The 20,793-nt window shown below is 67.9% G+C and carries 18 protein-coding genes and 4 tRNA genes; 11 read left to right on the plus strand and 11 right to left on the minus strand.

Annotated elements, in window-relative coordinates; all coding sequences use genetic code 11:
• Positions 1-132 precede the first annotated feature (132 nt).
• Together V6D91_RS01495 and V6D91_RS01500 are read left to right on the plus strand one after the other, a co-directional pair.
• Positions 133-208: transfer RNA gene (locus tag V6D91_RS01495), tRNA-Gly, on the plus strand.
• 27 nt (positions 209-235) lie between these two features.
• Positions 236-309 (plus strand) — tRNA-Cys (locus V6D91_RS01500).
• Between the two features lie 42 nt (positions 310-351).
• Here the strand turns inward: V6D91_RS01500 and argE are convergent.
• On the minus strand, positions 352-1,512 hold the full coding sequence (gene argE, locus V6D91_RS01505; RefSeq protein ID WP_347317415.1) for an acetylornithine deacetylase: 1,161 nt from the start codon (positions 1,510-1,512) through the stop codon (positions 352-354).
• 117 nt (positions 1,513-1,629) lie between these two features.
• Between argE and V6D91_RS01510 the strand changes: the two genes are divergently transcribed.
• From V6D91_RS01510 to V6D91_RS01520, 3 genes are all read left to right on the plus strand, one after another.
• Positions 1,630-2,733 (plus strand): GNAT family N-acetyltransferase/peptidase C39 family protein, encoded by a 1,104-nt coding sequence (locus tag V6D91_RS01510; RefSeq protein WP_347317416.1) that lies wholly within the window; start codon positions 1,630-1,632, stop codon positions 2,731-2,733.
• Complete coding sequence (locus tag V6D91_RS01515; protein ID WP_347317417.1) at positions 2,726-4,174, plus strand: RimK family protein; 1,449 nt, start codon at positions 2,726-2,728, stop codon at positions 4,172-4,174. Before V6D91_RS01510 ends, V6D91_RS01515 begins: the two co-directional genes overlap by 8 nt.
• Positions 4,175-4,233: 59 nt before the next feature.
• A tRNA-Leu gene (locus tag V6D91_RS01520) sits at positions 4,234-4,320 on the plus strand.
• Positions 4,321-4,470: 150 nt separating this feature from the next.
• Here V6D91_RS01520 and V6D91_RS01525 read toward each other — a convergent pair.
• Both V6D91_RS01525 and acnB read right to left on the minus strand, forming a co-directional pair.
• A tRNA-Pro gene (locus V6D91_RS01525) sits at positions 4,471-4,547 on the minus strand.
• A gap of 270 nt (positions 4,548-4,817) precedes the next feature.
• Entirely contained in the window at positions 4,818-7,379 is a 2,562-nt protein-coding gene (gene acnB, locus V6D91_RS01530) for a bifunctional aconitate hydratase 2/2-methylisocitrate dehydratase (protein WP_347317418.1), read from the minus strand.
• 126 nt (positions 7,380-7,505) lie between these two features.
• Here acnB and ald point away from each other — a divergent pair, with 126 nt between their 5' ends.
• From ald to V6D91_RS01545, 3 genes are read left to right on the plus strand one after another with little or no spacing between them, the layout of a single operon-like run.
• A complete protein-coding gene (gene ald, locus V6D91_RS01535) occupies positions 7,506-8,600 on the plus strand; it encodes an alanine dehydrogenase (protein WP_347317419.1) in 1,095 nt (364 codons plus the stop codon).
• Positions 8,597-9,538: a malate dehydrogenase gene (locus tag V6D91_RS01540; protein ID WP_347317420.1), complete on the plus strand. Its 942-nt coding sequence runs from the start codon at positions 8,597-8,599 to the stop codon at positions 9,536-9,538. Before ald ends, V6D91_RS01540 begins: the two co-directional genes overlap by 4 nt.
• On the plus strand, positions 9,535-10,803 hold the full coding sequence (locus V6D91_RS01545; RefSeq protein ID WP_347317421.1) for a putative PEP-binding protein: 1,269 nt from the start codon (positions 9,535-9,537) through the stop codon (positions 10,801-10,803). Before V6D91_RS01540 ends, V6D91_RS01545 begins: the two co-directional genes overlap by 4 nt.
• Positions 10,804-10,813: 10 nt before the next feature.
• Here the strand turns inward: V6D91_RS01545 and V6D91_RS01550 are convergent, their stop codons facing one another.
• Positions 10,814-11,413: an NUDIX domain-containing protein gene (locus tag V6D91_RS01550; protein WP_347317422.1), complete on the minus strand. Its 600-nt coding sequence runs from the start codon at positions 11,411-11,413 to the stop codon at positions 10,814-10,816.
• Positions 11,414-11,445: 32 nt separating this feature from the next.
• Between V6D91_RS01550 and V6D91_RS01555 the strand changes: the two genes are divergently transcribed.
• Entirely contained in the window at positions 11,446-11,748 is a 303-nt protein-coding gene (locus tag V6D91_RS01555; protein ID WP_347317423.1) for a hypothetical protein, read from the plus strand.
• Between the two features lie 115 nt (positions 11,749-11,863).
• Here V6D91_RS01555 and kdsB read toward each other — a convergent pair whose 3' ends face one another.
• The 7 genes from kdsB to aroG are packed head-to-tail and all read right to left on the minus strand — an operon-like array spanning position 11,864 to position 17,726.
• The gene (kdsB, locus tag V6D91_RS01560) at positions 11,864-12,622 is read right to left on the minus strand and encodes a 3-deoxy-manno-octulosonate cytidylyltransferase (RefSeq protein WP_347317424.1); all 759 of its coding nucleotides are present in this window, start codon (positions 12,620-12,622) and stop codon (positions 11,864-11,866) included.
• Complete coding sequence (locus V6D91_RS01565; protein ID WP_347317425.1) at positions 12,622-12,831, minus strand: Trm112 family protein; 210 nt, start codon at positions 12,829-12,831, stop codon at positions 12,622-12,624. Before V6D91_RS01565 ends, kdsB begins: the two co-directional genes overlap by 1 nt.
• A complete protein-coding gene (gene lpxK, locus V6D91_RS01570) occupies positions 12,812-13,810 on the minus strand; it encodes a tetraacyldisaccharide 4'-kinase (protein WP_347317426.1) in 999 nt (332 codons plus the stop codon). The genes V6D91_RS01565 and lpxK overlap by 20 nt, the downstream gene beginning before the upstream one ends.
• Positions 13,807-15,576: a lipid A export permease/ATP-binding protein MsbA gene (gene msbA, locus V6D91_RS01575; RefSeq protein WP_347317427.1), complete on the minus strand. Its 1,770-nt coding sequence runs from the start codon at positions 15,574-15,576 to the stop codon at positions 13,807-13,809. Before msbA ends, lpxK begins: the two co-directional genes overlap by 4 nt.
• Entirely contained in the window at positions 15,573-15,989 is a 417-nt protein-coding gene (locus tag V6D91_RS01580; RefSeq protein ID WP_347317428.1) for a biopolymer transporter ExbD, read from the minus strand. The genes msbA and V6D91_RS01580 overlap by 4 nt, the downstream gene beginning before the upstream one ends.
• Before the next feature lie 7 nt (positions 15,990-15,996).
• The gene (locus tag V6D91_RS01585) at positions 15,997-16,665 is read right to left on the minus strand and encodes a MotA/TolQ/ExbB proton channel family protein (protein ID WP_347317429.1); all 669 of its coding nucleotides are present in this window, start codon (positions 16,663-16,665) and stop codon (positions 15,997-15,999) included.
• Between the two features lie 5 nt (positions 16,666-16,670).
• The gene (gene aroG, locus V6D91_RS01590; protein ID WP_347318084.1) at positions 16,671-17,726 is read right to left on the minus strand and encodes a 3-deoxy-7-phosphoheptulonate synthase AroG; all 1,056 of its coding nucleotides are present in this window, start codon (positions 17,724-17,726) and stop codon (positions 16,671-16,673) included.
• A 394-nt stretch (positions 17,727-18,120) separates the two neighbouring features.
• On the opposite strand from aroG, the gene V6D91_RS01595 reads away from it, so the two are divergent.
• Both V6D91_RS01595 and V6D91_RS01600 read left to right on the plus strand, forming a co-directional pair.
• Positions 18,121-19,137 (plus strand): Fe(3+) ABC transporter substrate-binding protein, encoded by a 1,017-nt coding sequence (locus V6D91_RS01595; protein ID WP_347317430.1) that lies wholly within the window; start codon positions 18,121-18,123, stop codon positions 19,135-19,137.
• Positions 19,128-20,780, plus strand: coding sequence for an iron ABC transporter permease (locus tag V6D91_RS01600; protein WP_347317431.1), 1,653 nt, complete (start codon positions 19,128-19,130; stop codon positions 20,778-20,780). The genes V6D91_RS01595 and V6D91_RS01600 overlap by 10 nt, the downstream gene beginning before the upstream one ends.
• The last annotated feature ends 13 nt before the right edge of the window (positions 20,781-20,793 follow it).

Here is a 20,793-nt window from a genome sequence, read left to right on the forward strand (position 1 = left end):
GCGGAACCCAGGGAATGCAAAACGGGCATTTTATACCAGTGCGGGCTTTGCGCCCTCCCCTGCCAAAGCATTTTCCGCCGCATGGGCGGCTTGACAGGAGCGTGCGGGGCCCTACAATTCACAGCCTCCCGAGCGGGAATAGCTCAGTTGGTAGAGCACAACCTTGCCAAGGTTGGGGTCGCGAGTTCGAGTCTCGTTTCCCGCTCCAGATTCCTCCCGTCTCAGACGACATCCTGGCTGGATGGCAGAGTGGTGATGCAGCGGATTGCAAATCCGTGTACCTCGGTTCGATTCCGGGTCCAGCCTCCAAACACCCCGATCAGGCCCGCCCTTTGAGCGGGCCTGATCGTTTCATTCCCCTTGTGGGCTGATGCAGAAGCGCTGGATCAGCCCGCGCAACAGCGCAAGCGTCGGCTCGATGCGATCCAGGGCGAGGTATTCATCCGGCTGGTGGGCCTGGGCGATATCCCCGGGGCCCAGCACCACCACATCCATCCCAAGCTCCCTAAGGTAAGGCCCCTCCGTGCCGAAGGGCACGGCCTCGGCGGCATGCCCGGTGAGCACCTCCGCCGCCCGCACCAGCGGGGAGTCCGCCGGGGTCTCCATCGGCGGCGTGCCGGCAAACAGGGGCTCGATGGCAAGACTCAACCCCGGCAGGGTCACGGCCTTGTCCAGGCGCTCCTTGAGCATGTCCCGCAGTTCGAGCATGTTCATGCCCGGCAGGGGGCGCACGTCGATATGCAGCTCGCAGTGGCCGCAGATGCGGTTGGGGTTGTCCCCACCGTGGATGTAGCCGAGGTTCATGGTCGGCACCGGCACATGGAACAGCGGATTGCAGTGGCAGGCCTGCAGTTCCGTGCGGAACTCGAGCAGCGCCCCCAGCGCCTGCTGCATGCCTTCGATGGCATTGGCCCCGAGACTCGGGTCGCTGGAGTGACCGGAATGGCCGGTGATGCGGATCGCCTCCATCATCACCCCCTTGTGCATGCGCACGGGGCGCAGCCCGGTCGGCTCGCCAATCACCGCATAGCGCGCCTTCGGGCGCCCAAGCTTGACCAGGGTCTCTGCCCCGGCCATGGAGCTTTCCTCGTCGGCGGTGGCGAGGAGGATCAAGGGCTGCTTGAGCATGGCCGGATCAAGACCGCGTGCGGCCTCCAGTGCCAGGGCGATGAAGGATTTCATGTCCGAGGTGCCGAGTCCGTACAGCCGCCCGTCCGCCTCGGTGAGCCGGAAGGGATCGTGCGTCCAGAGGTGCTCATCGCACGGCACCGTATCCGTGTGACCGGCGAGCACCAGCCCACCCGCCCCCTGACCGAGGGTGCCCATGACATTGGCCTTGCCGGGCTTGCCGGGGATGGGAATGATCTCGACCGCAAAACCCGCGGACGCCATCCAGCCCGCCACCTCGTCGATCAGGGCGCGGTTGCCCTGGTCGAAGGCCGGGTTGACGCTGCTCACCGAAGGGATGGCAATCAAGCGGGCGAGCATCTCGTGCAGGCTTGGGGCGGGCATGCGAACTCCTGGCGTCTACGGTCATGCGATGGACGCATCATCGCAGATTCCGGGCCTTCCGCACCTCCGGCTGGGCCCTGCTAAGCTTGAAACAACCCTTATCCTCCAGACCTGACCATGCTGCGACCTGCCACGCTGGACGATATCCCTGCCTTGGTCGAGATCGAGAATGCCTGCTTCAAGGGGGATCGCCTCAGCCGTCGCCAGTTCCGCTACATGCTGACCAAGGCCCACGCGGTGACCCTGGTCGACGAGGAGGCGGGCCGGATACGCGGCTATGTCCTGGTCCTGTTCTCGCGCGGGGTCTCCATGGCACGGATCTACTCCATCGCCATTCGCCCCGAGCATGTCCGCCAGGGCATTGGGAGCGCCCTGGTGAAGGCGGCGGAGGAGGCCGCCCTCGCCCATGACTGCGTCTCCCTGCGGCTGGAGATCCGTGAGGACAATGCCGCCTCCCGCGCCCTGTTCGAGCGGCTTGGCTACCGCCCGTTCGATGTCCTGCACGACTATTACGAGGACCACGCGGACGCGGTGCGCTACGAGAAGTCCCTCGCCCCCCACCTCAAGACCGAGCTGACGCGGGTGCCGTTCTACGAGCAGACCCTCGATTTCACCTGCGGCCCTGCCTCGCTGATGATGGCCATGCGCGCCCTGGACCCCGAGGTGGTCATGGACCGCAAAAAGGAGCTGCGCCTCTGGCGCGAGGCAAACACCATCTTCATGACCTCGGGCCATGGCGGCTGTGGCCCCTACGGCCTGGCCCTGGCGGCCGCACGGCGCGGCTTCGACGTCGAGGTCTACACCAACGAGCGTGGCACCCTGCTGGTGGACTCGGTGCGCAGCCGGGAGAAGAAGGAAGTCATGCGCCTGGTGCAGGAAGACATGGAGGACGAGGCCCGCCAGCTCGGCATCCCCATCCACTACACCAGCCTGCAGGTGGCGGACCTTGAGCGCATCTACGCCGAAGGCGGGGCGGCACTGGTGCTGATCTCCTCCTACGCCATCTACGGCGAGAAATTTCCCCACTGGGTCGTGGTGACCGGCTTCGACAGCCGCTTCATCTACCTCCACGACCCCTTCGTGGACCACGAGCACGGGGAAACGGTGATGGACTCCATCAACATGCCCATCCGCAAGCGCGACTTCGACCGCATGGCACGCTACGGCAAAACCGGCCTGAAGGCTGCGGTGGTGCTGTGGCGGCGAGGCAAGCATGGCTGAACGCCTGCTGATCATCGCCCAGCCGCAAGACTGGGAAATCGACCTGCCCGGGGCCACCGTCATCGCCCCGCGCGACTACCTTTCCGGCGCCAGCCTGCCTGCCGGGCGCCACACGCGCATGCTGAATCTCTGCCGCAGCTACCGCTATCTCTCCGAGGGCTATTACTGCTCCCTCCTGGCCGAGGCGCGCGGCCATCGGGTCATTCCGTCGGTGCGGACCACGCAGGATCTGTCCCGCAAGTCCATCTACCTCCTCGGCCTGGAGGGCATCGACCTTGGGAGAGCACTCGCTGGCGTGAAGGGCGATGAATACTCGCTCGACATCGCCTTCGGTCACTGTGCGGTCCAGGGATTCCACGAAATCGCCCGCCAGGTGTTCACCGCCCTCCCCGCCCCCCTGCTGCGGGTCAGCTTCCGCCGCCAAGGGCACTGGCGCATCGAAGGTGTGAGCGCTCCCGCCATCCAGACCCTGGATGAGGCGGGCCGCCACCTCCTCCACGAAGGGCTCGCCCGTTACCTTGCCCGGCCACCCCGGGCGCCCCGCCCCCGCTCCGCCCGCTACGACCTGGCCATCCTCCACAACCCCGACGAATCCATGCCCCCCTCCGACCGCCGGGCCCTGCGCGCCTTCGCGCGTGCAGGGCGGGCCGCCGGGTTGAACGTCGACCTCATCGAGCCCAAGGATTACGGCCGGCTGGCCGAATACGATGCCCTGTTCATCCGCGAGACCACCCACATCGTCCACCACACCTACCGCTTCGCGCGCAAGGCGCTGGCCGAGGGGATGGTGGTCATCGACCACCCTGACGACATCCTGCGCTGCGCCAACAAGGTCTACCTCGCGGAGTTGATGCGCGCCCACGGTATCCCTATGCCACGCACCCTCATCCTCGGCCGCGGGGATCTCGCGCGCATCGAAACGGACATCGGCTATCCGGTGGTGCTAAAGGTGCCCGAGGGCTCCTTCTCGAGCGGCGTATTCAGGGCCGACGACCGTGCCCAGATGGAGGATCGGGCCCGCGCCCTGCTGCGCGAATCGGACCTGATCCTCGCCCAGGAATACCTCTACACCCCCTTCGACTGGCGCATCGGCATCCTCAACAGGCAGCCTCTCTACGCCTGCCAGTACCTCATGTCGAAGCACCATTGGCAGATCGTCGACTACTCAAAGGGCAAGACCCGCGAAGGCGGCTCCATCGGCGTCCCCTTGCAGGACACCCCACACGAGGTCATCCAAACCGCCCTCCGGGTCGCCAACCTCATCGGCGACGGATTGTATGGCGTCGACCTCAAGCAGGTGGATGGACGCGTGGTGGTGATCGAGGTCAATGACAATCCGTCCATCGAAAGCGGGGTCGAGGATGCCGTGCTTGGCGAGAAGCTCTACGAGGCCATCGCCCAGGACTTCCGCCGACGGCTGGACGCGCTGCGCGGCCGCTGAGGGCTCAGCGGTCTGGGCGACAAGGCCAGACGCGTGCTAGCATGCCGCCACCCTCCTCCGCCCGGATGGCGAAACCGGTAGACGCAAGGGACTTAAAATCCCTCGGCCGCAAGGCTGTGCGGGTTCGACCCCCGCTCCGGGCACCAATAAAAACAACGATTTACAAACGAAATCGCGCGACCCACGCGGACCATGCTGATCGCAAGGTAGACGCTGCGTTGGCATAGCGCGTCGATGGCTAGCCACAAGACCGAAAAGCAAAAGGGCCGCACTCGGCGACCCTTTCTGAATAAGTTTGGTCGGGGTGAGAGGATTTGAACCTCCGACCACCTGCACCCCATACAGGTGCGCTACCAGGCTGCGCTACACCCCGACTCAAGGCAAACATTATGCCAGCCCGAGGCCCTTTTGTGAAGGGCCCACGGGGAACCTGCAGGGCAATAGCATGAAAGCTTGGAGCGATCGCACAAAGCGCAAAGCCAGCGTGCGCATGATGCCATCCGTGTTCTTTTTGGCCGCAGGAGGCCCGCCCCCGGGCCGATAGCCCACGCACGACACGCCCGTCGCGGCGAGGGCGCCGCTCCTACGCGAGCCCTCAGACCGAGGAAACAAGTTCATGCGATGGCCCTGGGAGGAGCCAGACTCATGCCGCGACGATGGGAATGACCTTGTCCGCCACCTTCTTGTATTCCGCAATCTCGTGGAAGTTGAGGTAGCGGTACACATCATCAGCCAGCGGCTCCAGGGTCTTCACGTGCTGCAGGTACTCCTCCACGGTCGGCAGGCGGCCGAGGATGGAGCAGACCGCCGCGAGCTCGGCGGAGCCGAGGTAGACGTTGGTATCCTTGCCCATCCGGTTGGGGAAGTTGCGGGTGGAGGTGGACATGACGGTCGCGCCATCGGCCACACGCGCCTGGTTGCCCATGCACAGCGAGCAACCGGGCATCTCAGTGCGCGCACCAGCCTTGCCGAAGGTGGCGTAGTAGCCCTCCTCGGTGAGTTGATGGGCATCCATCCGGGTCGGGGGCGCGATCCACAGGCGGGTGGGCACCATGCCACCGTGCTTTTCCAGCACCTTGCCGGCCGCGCGGTAGTGACCGATGTTGGTCATGCAGGAGCCGATAAAGACCTCATGGATGGTGTCGCCAGCCACCTCGGACAGCGGCTTGATGTCGTCCGGGTCGTTCGGGCAGGCGAGCAGCGGCTCCTTGATCTCATTGAGGTCGATCTCGATAACCTCGGCGTATTCGGCGTCCGCATCGGGCTCCAGCAGCTCGGGGTTCGCCAGCCACTTCTCCATCGCTTCGATGCGGCGGGAGAGGGTGCGCTTGTCCTCGTAGCCGTTGGCGATCATCCATTTGAGCAGGGTGATGTTGGACTGCAGGAACTCGATGATCGGCTCCTTGTTCAGGCGCACGGTGCAGCCGTTGGCCGAGCGCTCGGCCGAGGCGTCGGCGAACTCGAAGGCCTGCTCGACCTTGAGGTTCGGCAGTCCCTCGATCTCCAGTACGCGGCCGTTGAAGACGTTCTTCTTGCCCTTCTTCTCGACCGTCAACAGCCCCTTCTGGATGGCGACGTAGGGGATGGCGTTGACCAGGTCGCGCAGGGTGATGCCCGGCTGCATCTCGCCCTTGAAGCGCACCAGCACGGATTCCGGCATGTCGAGCGGCATCACCCCGAGCGCCGCGGCGAAGGCCACGAGGCCCGAGCCCGCGGGGAAGGAGATGCCGATCGGGAAGCGGGTATGCGAGTCGCCGCCGGTGCCCACGGTGTCCGGCAGGATCATGCGGTTGAGCCAGGAGTGGATCACCCCATCCCCCGGGCGCAGCGACACCCCGCCGCGGGTCTGGATGAACTCCGGCAGGGTGTGCTGCAGCTTGATGTCCACCGGCTTCGGATAGGCCGCGGTGTGGCAGAAGGACTGCATGACGAGGTCAGCCGAGAATCCCAGGCAGGCCAGTTCGGTCAGCTCGTCACGGGTCATGGCGCCGGTGGTGTCCTGGGAACCGACGGTGGTCATGCGCGGCTCGCAGTAGGTGCCCGGGCGCACCCCCGCAACGCCGCAGGCGCGGCCGACGATCTTCTGCGCCAGGGTAAAGCCCTTGCCGGTGTCCTTCGGCGCGAGCGGACGCACGAACACGTCGGAGGGAGGCAGACCCAGCGCGGCACGGGCGCGGTCGGTCAGGGCGCGGCCGATGATGAGCGGGATGCGCCCCCCGGCCCGCACCTCATCGGCCAGGGTGGTCGGCTTGAAGTCGAAGCGGGCGATGACCGCGCCGTTCTTCAGCACCTCACCCGCATACGGGCGCACGATGATCACATCGCCGGTCTCCATGGCGGACACGTCCACCTCGATCGGCAGCGCGCCGGAATCCTCGGCGGTGTTGAAGAAGATCGGCGCGATCTTGCCGCCCAGGATCACCCCGCCGGTGCGCTTGTTCGGCACGAAGGGGATGTCCTCACCCATGTGCCAGAGCACGGAGTTGATGGCCGACTTGCGGCTGGAGCCGGTGCCGACCACATCGCCCACATAGGCGATGGGATGGCCCTTGGCCTTGAGCTGCTCGATGGTAGCGAGCCCGCCGGGCATCTTGCTGGCCAGCATGGCCTTGGCGTGCAGGGGGATGTCCGGGCGGCTCCAGGCCTCGGTGGCCGGGGAGAGGTCGTCGGTATTGGTCTCACCCGGCACCTTGAATACGGTGACGGTGATCGCCTCGGGCAAGGACGGGCGGTTCTTGAACCACTCGGCCTCGGCCCAGGCGTGCATGACCTGCTTGGCATGCGGATTGCTCGCCTTGGCCTTGTCCTCCACGTCACGGAAGGCGTCGTACACGAGCAGGGTGCCGGAGAGGGCCTTGACCGCCTCCTCGGCCACCGCCTCATCATCCAAAAGCTCAATCAGCGGCTGGATGTTGTAGCCACCGAGCATGGTGCCCAAAAGGAAGGTGGCACGCTTGCGGTCGATCAGCGGGCAGGCGGCCTTGCCGCGGGCCACATCGGCCAGGAAGGCGGCCTTGACGTAGGCGGCCGGATCCACCCCGGGCGGCACGCGGTCGGTGATCAGTTCCAGCAGGGCCTGCTCCTCGCCCGCAGGGGGATCCTTGAGCAGGTCGACCAGGGCGGCGGTCTGTTCCGCGGTGAGCGGCAGCGGCGGCAGGCCCTGGGCGGCGCGCTCATGAACGTGCAGGCGGTAAGCTTCGAGCATGGATCTGGACTCCCGGAGACATGAAAAAATTTTCGGCATTGTAACACCCCGCGGGAGGCCGCTGGACGCCCGCATCCCCGCGCTGTGGCTATGCTCAAGCATGAGACGGCAATGAGGAGCCACAGCATGCACATTGGCGTACCCAAGGAGATCAAGACGCACGAATACCGGGTCGGCCTGACTCCGGCGAGCGTCCGGGAGCTGCTCGGGCAGGGCCACGAGGTCATGGTCGAGACCGGCGCGGGGCTTGGCATCGGGGCCTCGGACGAGGACTACCGGCGCGCGGGGGCCCGTGTTGCGGAGGATGCCGAAACCGTCTGGAGCACGGCCGAGATGGTGGTGAAGGTGAAGGAGCCGCTGCCCGCCGAGTATCCCTTCCTGCGCGCCGACCTTACGCTATTCACCTTCCTGCACCTGGCCGCCGCACCCGAGCTTGCACGGGTGATGCTGGAGCGCGGCTGCGTCGGCATCGCCTACGAGACGGTCACCGCGCCGGATGGCAGCCTGCCGCTCCTCGCGCCCATGTCCGAGGTGGCCGGGCGCATGAGCGTGCAGGTCGGTGCCTGGTACCTGCAGCGATCCCAGGGGGGGCGCGGCATCCTGCTCGCGGGGGTGCCGGGAGTACCGCCCGGGCGGGTGCTGATCCTCGGCGCCGGCCATGTGGGGCGCAACGCCGCGCGCATGGCAGCCGGCCTCGGGGCCGAGGTCACCGTGCTCAACCGCTCGCTGCCGCCACTGCGTCAGCTGGATGCGGCCATGCCGGGCCGCCTGCGCACCGGCATCGCCACGCGCGAGGCCATCGAACAGGAGCTCACCCGCACTGACCTCTTGATCGGCGCCGTGCTGGTGCCCGGCGGGCGGGCCCCCACCCTCGTTACCCGCGAGATGGTGCGCACCATGCCCGAGGGGGCGGTGATCGTGGACGTGGACATCGACCAGGGCGGTTGTGTCGAGACGGCGCGGCCGACCACCCATGCCGAACCGACCTATGTCGAGGAGGGCGTGCTGCACTACGGGGTGAGCAATATGCCGGGCGCCGTACCCCGCACCTCGACCCTGGCCCTCAATGCCGCCACCTTGCCCCATGTGCTCGCCTTGGCCAGCAAGGGCTGGCGGCAGGCCACGTACGATGACCCGCACCTGGCGCATGGACTCAACATAGCCGAGGGCAAGGTCGTGCATCCCGCACTGGCCCGCGCGCTGGAGTGGGGCGAGCCATGATCCCGACGCGCTTGCGCATCGCCATCTTCGGTGCGGGCAACGTCGGCGCCACCAGCGGCTTCCTCATGGCCCGCGAGGGTCTGGGCGATGTCGTGCTCATCGACAACCGGCCCGGCCTTGCCGCGGGCAAGGCGGAGGACATGCGCCAGTCGCTCGCCCTCACCTCGAGCCCCGTGCAGGTGAGCGGCGGCGAGGCCCCTACCCTGTGCGCGGGGGCCGGGCTGGTCGTCGTCACCGCCGGGACCCCGCGCACGGTGAGGATGAGCCGCGAGGCTCTGCTGCGTGTGAATCTCGGCGTGCTGCGCGAGGTCATGGACGCCGTGCGTACGCATGCACCCGAAGCCATCATCCTCGTGGTCAGCAACCCGGTGGATCTGCTCACCCACGCCGCCCTGCGCATGGGGGGCTGGCCGCGGCAGCGCATCCTTGGCCTCAGCGGCCAGCTGGATGCCCACCGCCTGCGCCGCTTCGTCGCCGATGCCCTGTCCGTCGCGATCGAGGACGTGCAGGCCCAGGTGCTCGGCCCGCACAGCGACGACATGCTGATCCTGCCCCGCCTGTGCACGGTCAAGGGCATGCCGCTGACCGAACTGCTGCCTGCCCCGCGCATCGCCGAACTGCTGGAGGCCACGCGCCAGGCCGGAGGGCGGCTGATCACCCAGACCGGCGGGCTCTCACCCTTTTTCTCCGCCGCGGCGACGATCACGGAACTTGCGCGGGCGATCGCGCGTGACCAGCACCGGCTGGTGAACGCCTCCGTGCTGCTCGAGGGCGAGTATGGCCTGCATGACGTCTGCCTCGCCCTGCCCGTGCGGCTTGGCGGGGCGGGCATCCAGGCCATCCTGCCCCCAAAACTTGAGGCCGACGAGCTTGAGGCGCTTAGACAGGCCGCCGGGCGCCTCCAAACCCTGATCATGGAAGCTGGGGGCATGATGTGATCCTGCGCGGCATCCCCCTCATCCCCGGCCATGCGCGGGGACGGCTGACCAGCCGCATGGAGGGCGATCTTGCCGGGCATATCCTGCTCCTGGATCAGCAGGACATCCCGGCCCTGTTGAGGCATGCGGGCAACCCGCCGGCCGGACTGATCGTCCACCATGCGGCACGCTTTGGGCACATCCTCATCCGGCTGTTCACCCTCGCCATCCCCACCCTCCTGCTCGAAAGCCAGCAGGCGACCAGCCTCGTGTCGGGGCAGTGGTTCGAGCTGGACGGGGAGCAGGGGTTGCTGGGTGATGAGCCGCTGCCCCCGCCGCTTACCAAGCCGGAGGGGGGACAGCACGCCTGGCGGCTGGCCGACGGTGAACCGATCGAGCTGATGGCAAGCATCAGCGATGCACGTGGTGCGGCCCAGGCCCTGCGCCGCGGGGCCTCGGCCATCGGCCTGGTGCGCAGCGAATACCTCCATCCCGAACCACCGGCTGTGCCTGATGTGGCTTTCTACATCAAGGCCTTGGGTGAGGTTCTTGAAGCGTCATACCCCCTGCCGGTCACCGTGCGCCTGTTCGACTACGGCCCGGACAAACCGGTGCCGTGGTGGACGGAGGCGCCCATCGCGCCGCTCGGCTGGCAAGGCAGCCGGCTGTACGCCCTGGAGCGCATGGCGTGCGTGCTCGATGCCGAACTTGCCGCCCTGGAGGAAGTGAGTGGGGATGACCGCCTCGCCCTGCTGGCGCCCTACCTGACCCACCCTTGGGAGTTCGAGGCCATCAAGGCGCGCCTGCAACGCTGGCCCCGGCTAAGCAGGCTGCCGCTCGGCGCCATGGTGGAGACCCCGGCGGCGGCCTTTGCCCTGCCGGAATGGAAGACGCAGGCCGACTTCGTCGGGATTGGCTGCAACGATCTGATGCAGGCCTTCCATGCCACCGACCGCAACCGCCCCGAGCTCGCCCGCTGGCTCGATCCCTACGCGCCAGCCTGGCTGCGCTTCCTCGCCCGGCTGGCCGAGGAAGGCAAGGCGCTCGGATTATCCATGCGGATCTGCGGCCAGTTGCCTGCCGTACCGGGTTTTTTCCCGCTCCTGCTCGGCATGGGCTTCCACGCCTTCTCGGTCGAGCCGCTCATGCTCCCCATGCTCGGTCATGTGGCGCACACGACGGAAACGGGCGAGGCACGCGCCCTGCTCGAGGAGGCCCTCAAGGCCCACTCGTCCGCCGAGGTGCGCGCGCTGCTCGGCCTGCCCCAGGATCGGCCGGGCGCTTGAAGGCCGCCGATCAGAAAGCCGGGCCCGCTCTTCCCCGCAGGCGGTCACCGTGCAGGGCCAGCCACTGCATCAGGATCATCGGCCCAGCCGAGCAGATCAGCCCCTGCTCCAGCAGCCCCAGGGCCTCCTCGCGCGGCACGACGCTGACCTTGATGTCCTCGTGCTCATGCTCAAGGCCGTGCAGGCCGCCCACACCCTCGCTGTCCACCTCGGCCCAGTACAGGTACAGGCTCTCAGTGGTACCGCCGGGGCTGACCCAGAAGCGGGTGATGTATTCGAGCGAGAGCGGCACCAGGCCCGCCTCCTCCTGCATCTCGCGGCGCGCCACATCCTCGGGCGACTCGCCAGGCTCGATCATGCCGGCAGGAAACTCCTTCAGCCACGGCCCGCCCGGGGCGTCCAGCGCCCCCGGACGGAACTGTTCCAGCAACACCACCGCATCGCGCTTGGGATCGTAGGGCAGGACCGCCACGGCATGCCCGCGCTCGAACATCTCCCGCCGGATGGTGTCCGTCCAGCCCCCGGCGTAACGCTGGTGGCGCAGGTGATAGCGCTCCAGACGGAAAAACCCCTGATACATGACCTCGCGGTCAAGCAGTTCCCACTGCATACTCCTGATCCCCTGCTACATGTTGATGTCCGATGAGCGACGATACCCTGCTCCAGCACCTGAGCGGCTTGCTGGGTCGCGAGGCCCTGATCGAGGGTCGCAGGCTGTGCGTGGTCGAGATCCTGCGCGAAGGCCCCATGCTCGTGCTCAGGGAGCCGGGCAATGCCACCCTGCAGGACAACCTCTACGGCCAGCCGCGCCGCCATGCCCCGCGCCATTTTCAGGTGCCGCTGGTCAGCGAACTCGGCGACCGGCTGCATCCCGTGGCGCGCCAGTTCATGAGCGCGGAGGAGGCCGAGGCGCTGGGCCGGAAGCTGTTTGCGGGGACGGACTAAAACCCTGTTTTCAAGGGGAAAATCGCTGCAGCACACGGCCACCTCAGCCGCGTAGGAGCGGCGCCCTCGCCGCGACAAAAGCCTAAACGGGCTCATCGGCCCGGGGGCGGGCCTCCTACAGACGGGGCGCCAACAAGGCCTCAACCCGGGCTAGGTCCTCCGCCGTGTCCACCCCGTGCCCCGGCGGCTCCATGACCACGTCCACGTGGATGCGCGCGCCCTGCCACAGGGCGCGCAGCTGTTCGAGCTTCTCCAATTTTTCGATCGGCGCCTCCGGCCATTCGGCGAAGTTGCGCAGAAAGCCGGCACGGTAGGCATACAGCCCAAGATGACGGAAGGCATGGTCGTGATACGCATCGGCCTCCATGCCAAAGGCATCGCGCTCCCAGGGGATAGGCGCGCGGCTGAAGTAGAGGGCAAAACCGAAGCGGTCGCGCACCACCTTGACCACGTGCGGGTCGAACAAATCGCGCGCGGAGTGGATCGGGGTGCACAGGGTGGCGATGGCGGCCTGTGGATGGGCGGCGAGATTCTCCGCCAGCCGGTCCAGCAGGTCGGCCGGGATCAGCGGCTCATCGCCCTGCAGGTTCAGGACCAGGGTGTCATCCGGCCAGCCCATGAGGCGGACCACCTCGGCCAACCGGTCGGTGCCGGTGGCATGGCTGGACGAGGTCATCACCACCCGCACCCCAAGCCCCTCGCCGGCCACACGGATGCGCTCATCGTCGGTGGCGAGGATGATCTCGTCGGCCTGGCAGGTGCGGGCGCGCTCGATGACATGGGCAATCAGCGGCCGGCCCGCGAGCGGCAAGAGCGGCTTGCCCGGCAGGCGGGAGGAACCGTAGCGGGCGGGGATGACGAGCTTGTAGCCCATCACGCGGCCGCCGGATGCTGGGCGCGCAGGCGCTCAGCCTCCTCTTCGGAGAGCTGGCGGGCCTCCTCGGGCAGCATCACCGGGATGCCATCGCGGATCGGATAGGCCAGCCGGGCGGCGATGGAGATCAACTCCTGGGCGGATTGGTCATAGATGAGCGGCCCCTTGGTCACCGGGCAGGCAAGGATCTCAAGCAGGCGTTTGTCCATCGCGCAAGGGCTCCAGGCGGGAGAGGATGAATTCGGCCAACCCGGCGTCCACCTCGGCTTCGACGGGGACATACCAGTGGTTGGGCTGGGCATAGGCTTGGCATTTTACCGCATCCTTCTCGGTCATCAGCAGCGGCCGGGCGGTAAAAGGGACAAGATCGGCCGCGCTGAACGGGTGGTGATCGGCGAAGGGGTGGCCCTCAATCTCAAGACCCAGCCCGCGTAGCATGGCGAAGAAGCGCTCAGGATGGCCAATCCCGGCCAGGGCGTCGCACATTTGGCCGCGGAAGGTGGAAAGCGGCTGGCTGCGACCATCCACAAGGTTGACCGCAGCCCCGGGCACCAGCCGCATGCCCCACTGCCCGGCTTGGGGCGGTCCGCCTTGGACCACCACGGCATCCACCTCCTGCAGACGCGTTGCCGGTTCGCGCAAGGGACCCGCGGGCAGGCAGCGGCCATTGCCCACGCCCCGCGCGCCATCGACCACGGCAATCTCCAGGTCACGGGCGAGTTGCAGGTGCTGCAAGCCATCATCGAGCAACAGCACATCCGCCCCGAGATCAAGTGCCAGGCGCCCGGCCCGCGCCCGTTCGGGGTGGACGATGACCTCCACCGCCTCCCCCAGCCGACGCTTGAGCAGCAGCGGCTCATCCCCGACCTCGGTGGCCGGGCTGTCCGCCCGCACCCGCCGGGGCTCGCCCTCGATCCTTGCCCCGTAGCCGCGGCTGAGCACCGCGGGGTGCCAGCCGGCGGACTGGAGCGTCCGCGCCAGCCACAGGGTCAAGGGGGTCTTGCCACTGCCGCCCGCGGTGATATTGCCGACGACGATCACCGGCACCGGCAGGCGCTCGGCATGCTTCAGACCCTTGCGGTAGGCGAGCAGGCGACGGCGGGCAAGGCGGCACCACAGCCAGCCGAGCGGCGCCAGCAGCAGGCTGCGCGGGTCGGCGGGGGATTGCCAGAAGTCCGGCGTCCTCACCCCTCACCGTCCCCGGATTCGCTGAACTGCAGGCGGTACAGGCGCGCGTAATGCCCGCCACGCGCGAGCAACTCCTCATGCCTGCCCTGCTCGACGATGCGCCCCGCGTCCATGACCACGATGCGGTCGGCATTGCGGATGGTGGAGAGGCGGTGGGCGATAATCAGGGTGGTGCGATGGCGCATCAGGCCTTCCAGGGCCTGCTGGATCAGGCGCTCGGAGGCGGTGTCCAGGGCCGAGGTCGCCTCGTCCAACAGCAGGATCGGCGCCTGGCGAAGCAAAGCGCGGGCGATGGCGATGCGCTGGCGCTGGCCGCCAGAGAGCAGCACGCCACGCTCGCCCACCCGCGTCTCGAAACCCTCCGGCAGGCCCTCGATGAAGGCGGTGGCCTGGGCCTGGTCGGCGGCGGCGCGGATGGCCTCCATCGACGCCCCCTGCAGGCTGCCGTAGGCGATGTTGTTGGCCACCGTGTCGTCGAACAGGGTGATCTCCTGCCCCACCCAGGCGAGCTGGGCGCGCAGGTCGGCGAGCGGCAGCGCGCGGATGTCCACCCCGTCGATCAGGATGCGCCCACCCGTGGGGTCGTAGAAGCGCGGCAAGAGGTTGAGCAGCGTGGTCTTGCCGCTGCCGGACTGGCCGACGATGGCGACCGTGGTGCCCGCCGGGACATCGAGGTCGATGCCGTGCAGCACCTCCGGCTGGCCCTCGCCGTAGGCAAAGCGCACCCCTTCGAAGCGCACGTGCCCCGTTGCGCTCCCCAGGGCATGGCGCCCCTCGTCCCGCTCCTCGATTTCGTCCAGGGTGGCGAACAGCTGCTCGCCGGCGGCAATCCCCTTTTGCAGGGTGGCATTGAGGCTGGTCAGACGCTTGAGCGGCGAGAGCAGCATCGCGAGGGCAGTGATGAAGGAGATGAAGGTACCGACGGTGAGCTGCTCCAGGCGCTCGCCGCTGGTGGCGAAGGCGATGATGCTGGCAATCGCCACCGCCACCAGGAACTGCACGATGGGGGTGCTGGAGGCATCCAGCAGTTCCATGCGCATGAAGGCCCGGCGGTTGCGCTCGTTCGCCGCGGCAAAGCGCGCCTGCTCGTAGGGCTCGCCGCCGTAGACCCGCACCAGGCGATGCCCCCCGACCACCTCATCCGCCACCTGGGCGATCTCGCCGACCGAGGCCTGGATGCGCCGGCTGTAGCGGCGAAAGTTGCGGCTCACCAGGGCAATGAGGGCGACCACGATGGGCGCCACCACCAGGATGAACACCGTCAGCTGCGGGCTGAGCCAGAACATCCACGCCAAAAGGCCGATCACCGACAGGCCATCGCGCACCAGCACCGTCAGCGCCCCGGTGGCGGCACTGGCCACCTGCTCCACGGTGTAGGTCAGGCGGGCGAGCAGATCGCCTGACTGGGCATGGTCGAAGAAGCGGGTGGGCAGGCGCAGGAGCTTGTCGAACACCTGCTGGCGCAGGGTGCTGACCACCTTGCGCGCCACCCAGGTCATGCCGTACTTGGCGCCGAACTCGCCCACCGCGCGGACGAGGAACACCCCGACCAGGGCCAGCGGCACCCACTGGGTGGTGGCGAGGTCCTTGGCGACGAAGCTGCCATCGAGCAGGGGCTTCATCAGCGCGGCAAAGGCCACGTCGGTGAGCGAGGCGGCGATCATGCCGAGGATGGCGAGGGCGAAGATGCGCCAGTGCGGGCGAACATAGCCCAACAGGCGACGGTAGGTATCCACCCCGCGCAGGGTGTGGGTGCGGTCCGTCATCGTGCGGGCGGGGCCGGTTCGGTGGCGAGGCCGACGTGCACCAGACCCGCCGCACGTGCGGCATCGAGGGCGCGCACCACGGCCTGGTGAGTGGCCCGGCCATCGGCCCGGATCAGAACCTGGGTGTCCTCGCTGCGCCCCGGGACGGCGCGCAGGCGGGCCGCCAGCTGATCGGCCTCGACCACCTCGCCATTGAGGGCATAGTGCCCGGCCGCGTCGATCTCGATCACCCAGGGCTCATCCTTGCGCTCGGCGGCCGCGCCCTGCCCGGCCTCGGGCAGATCGACCTTGAGCCGGGTGGCCTCCACGAAAGTGGTAGTGAGCATGAAGAACAGCAGCAGGAGGAAGACCACGTCGATCAGGGAGGTGAGATCGAGGCCAACCTCGTCGCGCTGGCGCGGACGGAAGTTCATGAACGGCTCATCCCGCCGGCGTCACTGGGGCGCTTGCGGAGGGCTTGCCCGCCTCGCGCAGGGCCGCGCGCGCCTCGATGGCGAACAGGCCATCGAGCAGGCGCATGGCCTCGCGTTCCATGTCGATCACCAGCCGGTCGACCTGGGCGCGGAAGGCGCGGTGGGCGATCACACTCGGCACGGCCACGATCAGGCCGGCCGCGGTGGTCAACAGCGCGGTGGAGATCCCGCCGGCAAGATCGGACGGCCGCCCGAGGCCCTGGCTGGTGATGACATCGAAGGTCATGATCATCCCCACCACGGTGCCGAGCAGGCCAAGCAGCGGGCTGATGACGGCGATGGTGCCAAGGGTGGTCAGGCAGCATTCGAGTTCATGCGCCACATGGCGACCGGCGTCCTCGATCCTGGCCTTCATCTCCTCGCGGCTGATCGCGTAGGGGGCGAGTCCCGCCACCAGCACCCGCCCGAGCGGCGAACGCAGGCCGATGGCACGCAGCCGCTCGGCGGTGAGTTCACGGCGCTGGACCAGCCGCTCGATTTCCTCCACCACACCGGGCGGCAGGACCCGGGCGCGCCGCAGGCTCCAAGCCCGCTCGATGATGAGGCCGAGCGCGACCACCGAGGCGAGCAGGATGGGCGCCATCCACCAGCCACCCGCGAGGAGAAGCTCCAGCATCCCGCTCAACCCTTGCTCCGGCGCTCACGCACCGCGGCCGCGAGCTCGTGGATGACCCCCACGCTGTCCTCCCAGCCGATGCACGCGTCGGTGATGCTCTGGCCGTAGGTCAGTGTGCAGGGGTCCTGCACGTCCTGGCGGCCACCAACGATATGGCTCTCGATCATGGCGCCGATGATGTGGCGGTTGCCCGCCGCAATCTGGCCGGCCACGTCGCGCGCCACGTCGATCTGGCGCAGGTATTCCTTGCGGCTGTTGGCGTGCGAGAAGTCGATCATCAGGCGCTTCGGCAGATTCGCCTTGTCCAGCGCGGACACGGCGGCGGCGACGCTTTCGGCATCGTAATTGGGCTGCTTGCCGCCGCGCAGGATGATGTGGCAGTCCTCGTTGCCGCGGGTGGAGAAGATCGCGGAATGCCCCTCCTTGGTCACCGACAGGAAATGGTGCGGGCGCTCCGCCGCGCGGATCGCGTCGATGGCCACCTGCAGGCCGCCGTCGGTGCCGTTCTTGAACCCGACCGGGCAGGAGAGACCGGAGGCCAGCTCGCGGTGCACCTGGCTCTCGGTGGTGCGCGCCCCGATGGCGCCCCAGCTGACCAGGTCGGAGACATACTGCGGGCTGATGAGGTCGAGGTACTCGGTCGCGGCCGGCACACCCATGTCGGCGAGGTCCGCCAGCAGGTGACGCGCCAGATGCAAGCCCTCGTTGATGCGGTAGCTGCCGTCCAGGTTCGGGTCGTTGATCAGCCCCTTCCAGCCCACGGTGGTACGCGGCTTTTCGAAGTACACGCGCATGATGAGCAGGATGTCGTCCTTCACCGCCTCCGCCAGCCCCTTGAGGCGCTGGGCGTAGTCGCGCGCGGCCTTCACGTCGTGAATCGAGCACGGCCCCATGATGACCAGCAGGCGGTCGTCCTCACCGGTCAGGATCGCGTGGATGGCCTGGCGCGCGGAATACACCGTCTCCGCCCCGCGCTCGGTCAGCGGATGCTTGCGGCGCACCTCCACGGGCGGCATGACTTCCTGGATGCCCACGATGCGCAGATCGTCGGTGAGATACATGGTCACGGCTAACAGGCTCAAATACGTGGCAAAGCCGGGATATTACCAGAGCCGCCCACCACCTCACACCGGCCTCTCCTCGGAGGGCTGGTCAAACGCATGAACGGGACGTAGGAGCGACGCCCTCGTCGCGATAGGGCGGTACTGAAGGGACCGTCGGCCGGGGGGCGGGCCTCCTACGGCCAAAGGGGGTAAAGATTGCACCCTTCGCACGCTGGATTCTCGCCTTGTTCGATCGCTTCAGGCTTTCACGCAGTTGCCGTGCCTCGGAGGGCGCCGGCACGGACGGAATCATACCCCCATGCACGCAAACGTAATTGAGAATGTTTCTTACTTGATTTTTTTATGCCGCCAAGCACAATGGCCTCGAATCAGATCCCCCGGAGCTGCCACCATGACGTCCAAGCGTGTTCTCGCCACCCTCTGTGCCACCCTGCTGAGCGCCGTCTCCGCCCAGTCCGCCGAGGTCAATGTCTATTCGGGTCGCGGTGAGGCCCTCATCAAGCCCCTGCTCGACACCTTCAGCAAGGAGACCGGGATCAAGGTCAACCTGGTCAGCGGCAAGGACGATGCCCTGATCGAACGCCTCAAGGCCGAGGGCGCGCAGTCTCCCGCCGATGTGCTGATGACCGCGGACGCCGGTCGCCTGCACCGTGCCAAGGCCGCCGGCCTGCTGCAGGCGGTCGATTCCCCCACCCTCAACGCCGCCATTCCCGCCGCCTACCGCGATCCGGGCAACCAGTGGTTCGGGCTGACCCTGCGGGCGCGGGTCATCGTCTATGCCCCGGAGCGGGTCAAGCGTGAGGAGCTGTCCACCTACGAGGGCCTGGCCGATCCGAGCTGGAAAGGCCGTGTGTGCATGCGCTCCTCGGACAGCATCTACAACCAGTCGCTGACCGCCGCGCTCATCGCCCACGATGGCGAAGCGGCCACCCTGGACTGGGCCAAGGGGGTGGTGGCCAACCTCGCCCGCCCGCCGAAGGGGGGGGATCGCGACCAGATCAAGGCCATCGCCGCCGGCGAGTGTGATGTCTCGCTGGTGAACACTTACTACCTCGCCGGCATGCAGAACGCCGAGGAGCCCGCCGAGCGCGAGGCCGCAGCCAAGGTGGCGGTGTTCTGGCCCAACCAGAAGGATCGCGGCGCGCATGTGAACGTCAGCGGCGCGGGCATCACCGCGGCAGCCAAGAACGTTGCTGAGGCGCGCAAGCTGCTGGAGTTCCTGGTCTCCGACGAGGCCCAGCGCTGGTATGCCGAGGTCAATCAGGAATACCCGGTGAAGGCGGGCATCGCGATCAGTCCCACCCTGCGTACCATGGGCGCGTTCAAGGCCGATGCCCTGCCGCTCGCCCGCCTGGGCGAGCTGAACGCCCAGGCCGTACGCCTGCTCGACCGCGCCGGATGGCGTTGATCTCTGCCCTCGCGGCCCGCCCCCTGAGCCTGCGCCTGCCGCGCGCGGGGTGGGTGCTGGCCGCCCTGCTTCCCGCCCTGCCCATCCTGGTGGTCTTTGCTGCCCTGCCCGGTACCGGCATCGAACTCTGGCTTGGGTTGTGGCAGACGGTCCTGCCCGAATACCTGATCAACAGCCTGCTGCTTGGCCTTGGGGTGGGCGCAGGCACCCTCCTGCTTGGGCTGTTTTCCGCCTGGCTGGTCACCCGCCTGGACTTCCCAGGCCGCAGTCTGCTTGCCGGACTCTTTCTGCTTCCGCTCGCCCTGCCGGCCTACATCCTCGCCTACACCTATACCGGCCTGCTCGCCCCCGAAGGCTGGCTTCAGACCGGGCTGCGGGAACTTCTGGGGACGCGCGGTGCCCTGTGGCCGGACATCCGCTCGCTGCCGGGGGCCATCCTGATCTTCAGCCTGGGGTTTTACCCCTACGTCTATCTGCTCGCCCGCGAGGCCCTGCGCGCCCCCCACCAGGGCTTCGAGGAGGCCGCCCGGACCCTGGGCCAGCGCGGCTGGCGCCTGTTTCTTGCGGTGCGCTTGCCGCTGATCCGTCCGGCCCTGTTCGCCGGGGTCATGCTCGCGCTGATGGAGACCATGGCGGACTACGGCGCGGTGTATCACTTCGGTGTCCCCACCTTCACCACCGGCATCCTGCGCACCTGGCATGGCCTGGGGGACGTGCAGGGGGCGATGGCCCTGGCCGCGGTGCTGGCCGCCGTGACCATGACCCTGTTTGTCCTTGAGCTGCGCGCGCGCGGCCGGGCCCGGTTCGACTACGGCCGCCACGCCCGCCCGATCCTGCCGCGGCGCCTGAGCCGCGGGCAGGCCCTGGCGGCGTGGCTGGCGGGCGGGGTGATCGTGACCCTGGGCTTCGGCGCGCCCTTGCTGCAGCTTGGCCTGTGGGCCCTGCCGCGCATCGAGCAGGTGCTTGCGCCGGACTTCCAGCGCCTGCTGATCCACTCCCTGCTCCTGGCCTTGGGCGCGGCAGGACTCATCACCGCCCTCGCCCTGCTGCTCGCCCTCGGTGTGCGGCGCCACCCCTCCCCGCTCAGGCATAGCCTGTACCGGCTCGCTGGCCTCGGCTACGCGGTGCCGGGCATGGTGATCGCCCTGGGGCTGATGATCCCGCTCGGCCAATTCGACCGCTGGCTCAACGCGCAAGGGATCGTTTCCGGCCTGCTATTCAGCGGCGGCCTGCTCGCCCTGCTGTGGGCCTACCTCTCCCGCTTCCTCGCCCTGGGTCAGCAGGGCGTGGAGAGCGGCCTCGCCACGCTCCGCCCCAGCCTGACCGAGAGCGCGCGCCTTTTGGGTCTGTCCCCGTGGCGCAGCGCCATCCAGGTCCACCTGCCGCTCTTGCGCGGCAGCCTCATCACGGTGCTGATCCTCGCCTTCGTCGAGACGCTGAAGGAGCTGCCGGCCACCCTCGTGCTGCGCCCCTTCAACTTCAATACCCTGGCCGTGCGGGCGCATGAGCTGGCCTCCGACGAGCGTCTGGCCGATGCTGCTCTGCCCGCCCTGTGCATCGTCCTGCTCAGCCTGCCGGCGGTCATCCTGCTCGCCCGCCTGAATGGTCGCGCTGGCCTACGGGACGCGCATCCGTTAACTTGAGCGCCTTCCCGAT

The sequence above is a fragment of the Thiofaba sp. EF100 genome (assembly GCF_039822285.1).
Taxonomy (GTDB): domain Bacteria; phylum Pseudomonadota; class Gammaproteobacteria; order Halothiobacillales; family Halothiobacillaceae; genus Thiofaba.

Bases quoted from the DNA above. Each gene is read 5' to 3' on its own strand.
- kdsB (WP_347317424.1), bottom strand. From the start codon at position 12,622: ATGGGCTACAAGCTCGTCATCCCCGCCCGCTACGGTTCCTCCCGCCTG.
- V6D91_RS01510 (WP_347317416.1), top strand. From the start codon at position 1,630: ATGCTGCGACCTGCCACGCTGGACGATATCCCTGCCTTGGTCGAGATC.
- V6D91_RS01600 (WP_347317431.1), top strand. From the start codon at position 19,128: ATGGCGTTGATCTCTGCCCTCGCGGCCCGCCCCCTGAGCCTGCGCCTG.
- V6D91_RS01565 (WP_347317425.1), bottom strand. From the start codon at position 12,831: ATGGACAAACGCCTGCTTGAGATCCTTGCCTGCCCGGTGACCAAGGGG.
- msbA (WP_347317427.1), bottom strand. From the start codon at position 15,576: ATGACGGACCGCACCCACACCCTGCGCGGGGTGGATACCTACCGTCGC.
- V6D91_RS01555 (WP_347317423.1), top strand. From the start codon at position 11,446: ATGAGCGACGATACCCTGCTCCAGCACCTGAGCGGCTTGCTGGGTCGC.
- aroG (WP_347318084.1), bottom strand. From the start codon at position 17,726: ATGTATCTCACCGACGATCTGCGCATCGTGGGCATCCAGGAAGTCATG.
- V6D91_RS01515 (WP_347317417.1), top strand. From the start codon at position 2,726: ATGGCTGAACGCCTGCTGATCATCGCCCAGCCGCAAGACTGGGAAATC.
- V6D91_RS01585 (WP_347317429.1), bottom strand. From the start codon at position 16,665: ATGCTGGAGCTTCTCCTCGCGGGTGGCTGGTGGATGGCGCCCATCCTG.
- V6D91_RS01540 (WP_347317420.1), top strand. From the start codon at position 8,597: ATGATCCCGACGCGCTTGCGCATCGCCATCTTCGGTGCGGGCAACGTC.
- V6D91_RS01550 (WP_347317422.1), bottom strand. From the start codon at position 11,413: ATGCAGTGGGAACTGCTTGACCGCGAGGTCATGTATCAGGGGTTTTTC.
- V6D91_RS01580 (WP_347317428.1), bottom strand. From the start codon at position 15,989: ATGAACTTCCGTCCGCGCCAGCGCGACGAGGTTGGCCTCGATCTCACC.
- ald (WP_347317419.1), top strand. From the start codon at position 7,506: ATGCACATTGGCGTACCCAAGGAGATCAAGACGCACGAATACCGGGTC.
- acnB (WP_347317418.1), bottom strand. From the start codon at position 7,379: ATGCTCGAAGCTTACCGCCTGCACGTTCATGAGCGCGCCGCCCAGGGC.
- argE (WP_347317415.1), bottom strand. From the start codon at position 1,512: ATGCCCGCCCCAAGCCTGCACGAGATGCTCGCCCGCTTGATTGCCATC.
- V6D91_RS01595 (WP_347317430.1), top strand. From the start codon at position 18,121: ATGACGTCCAAGCGTGTTCTCGCCACCCTCTGTGCCACCCTGCTGAGC.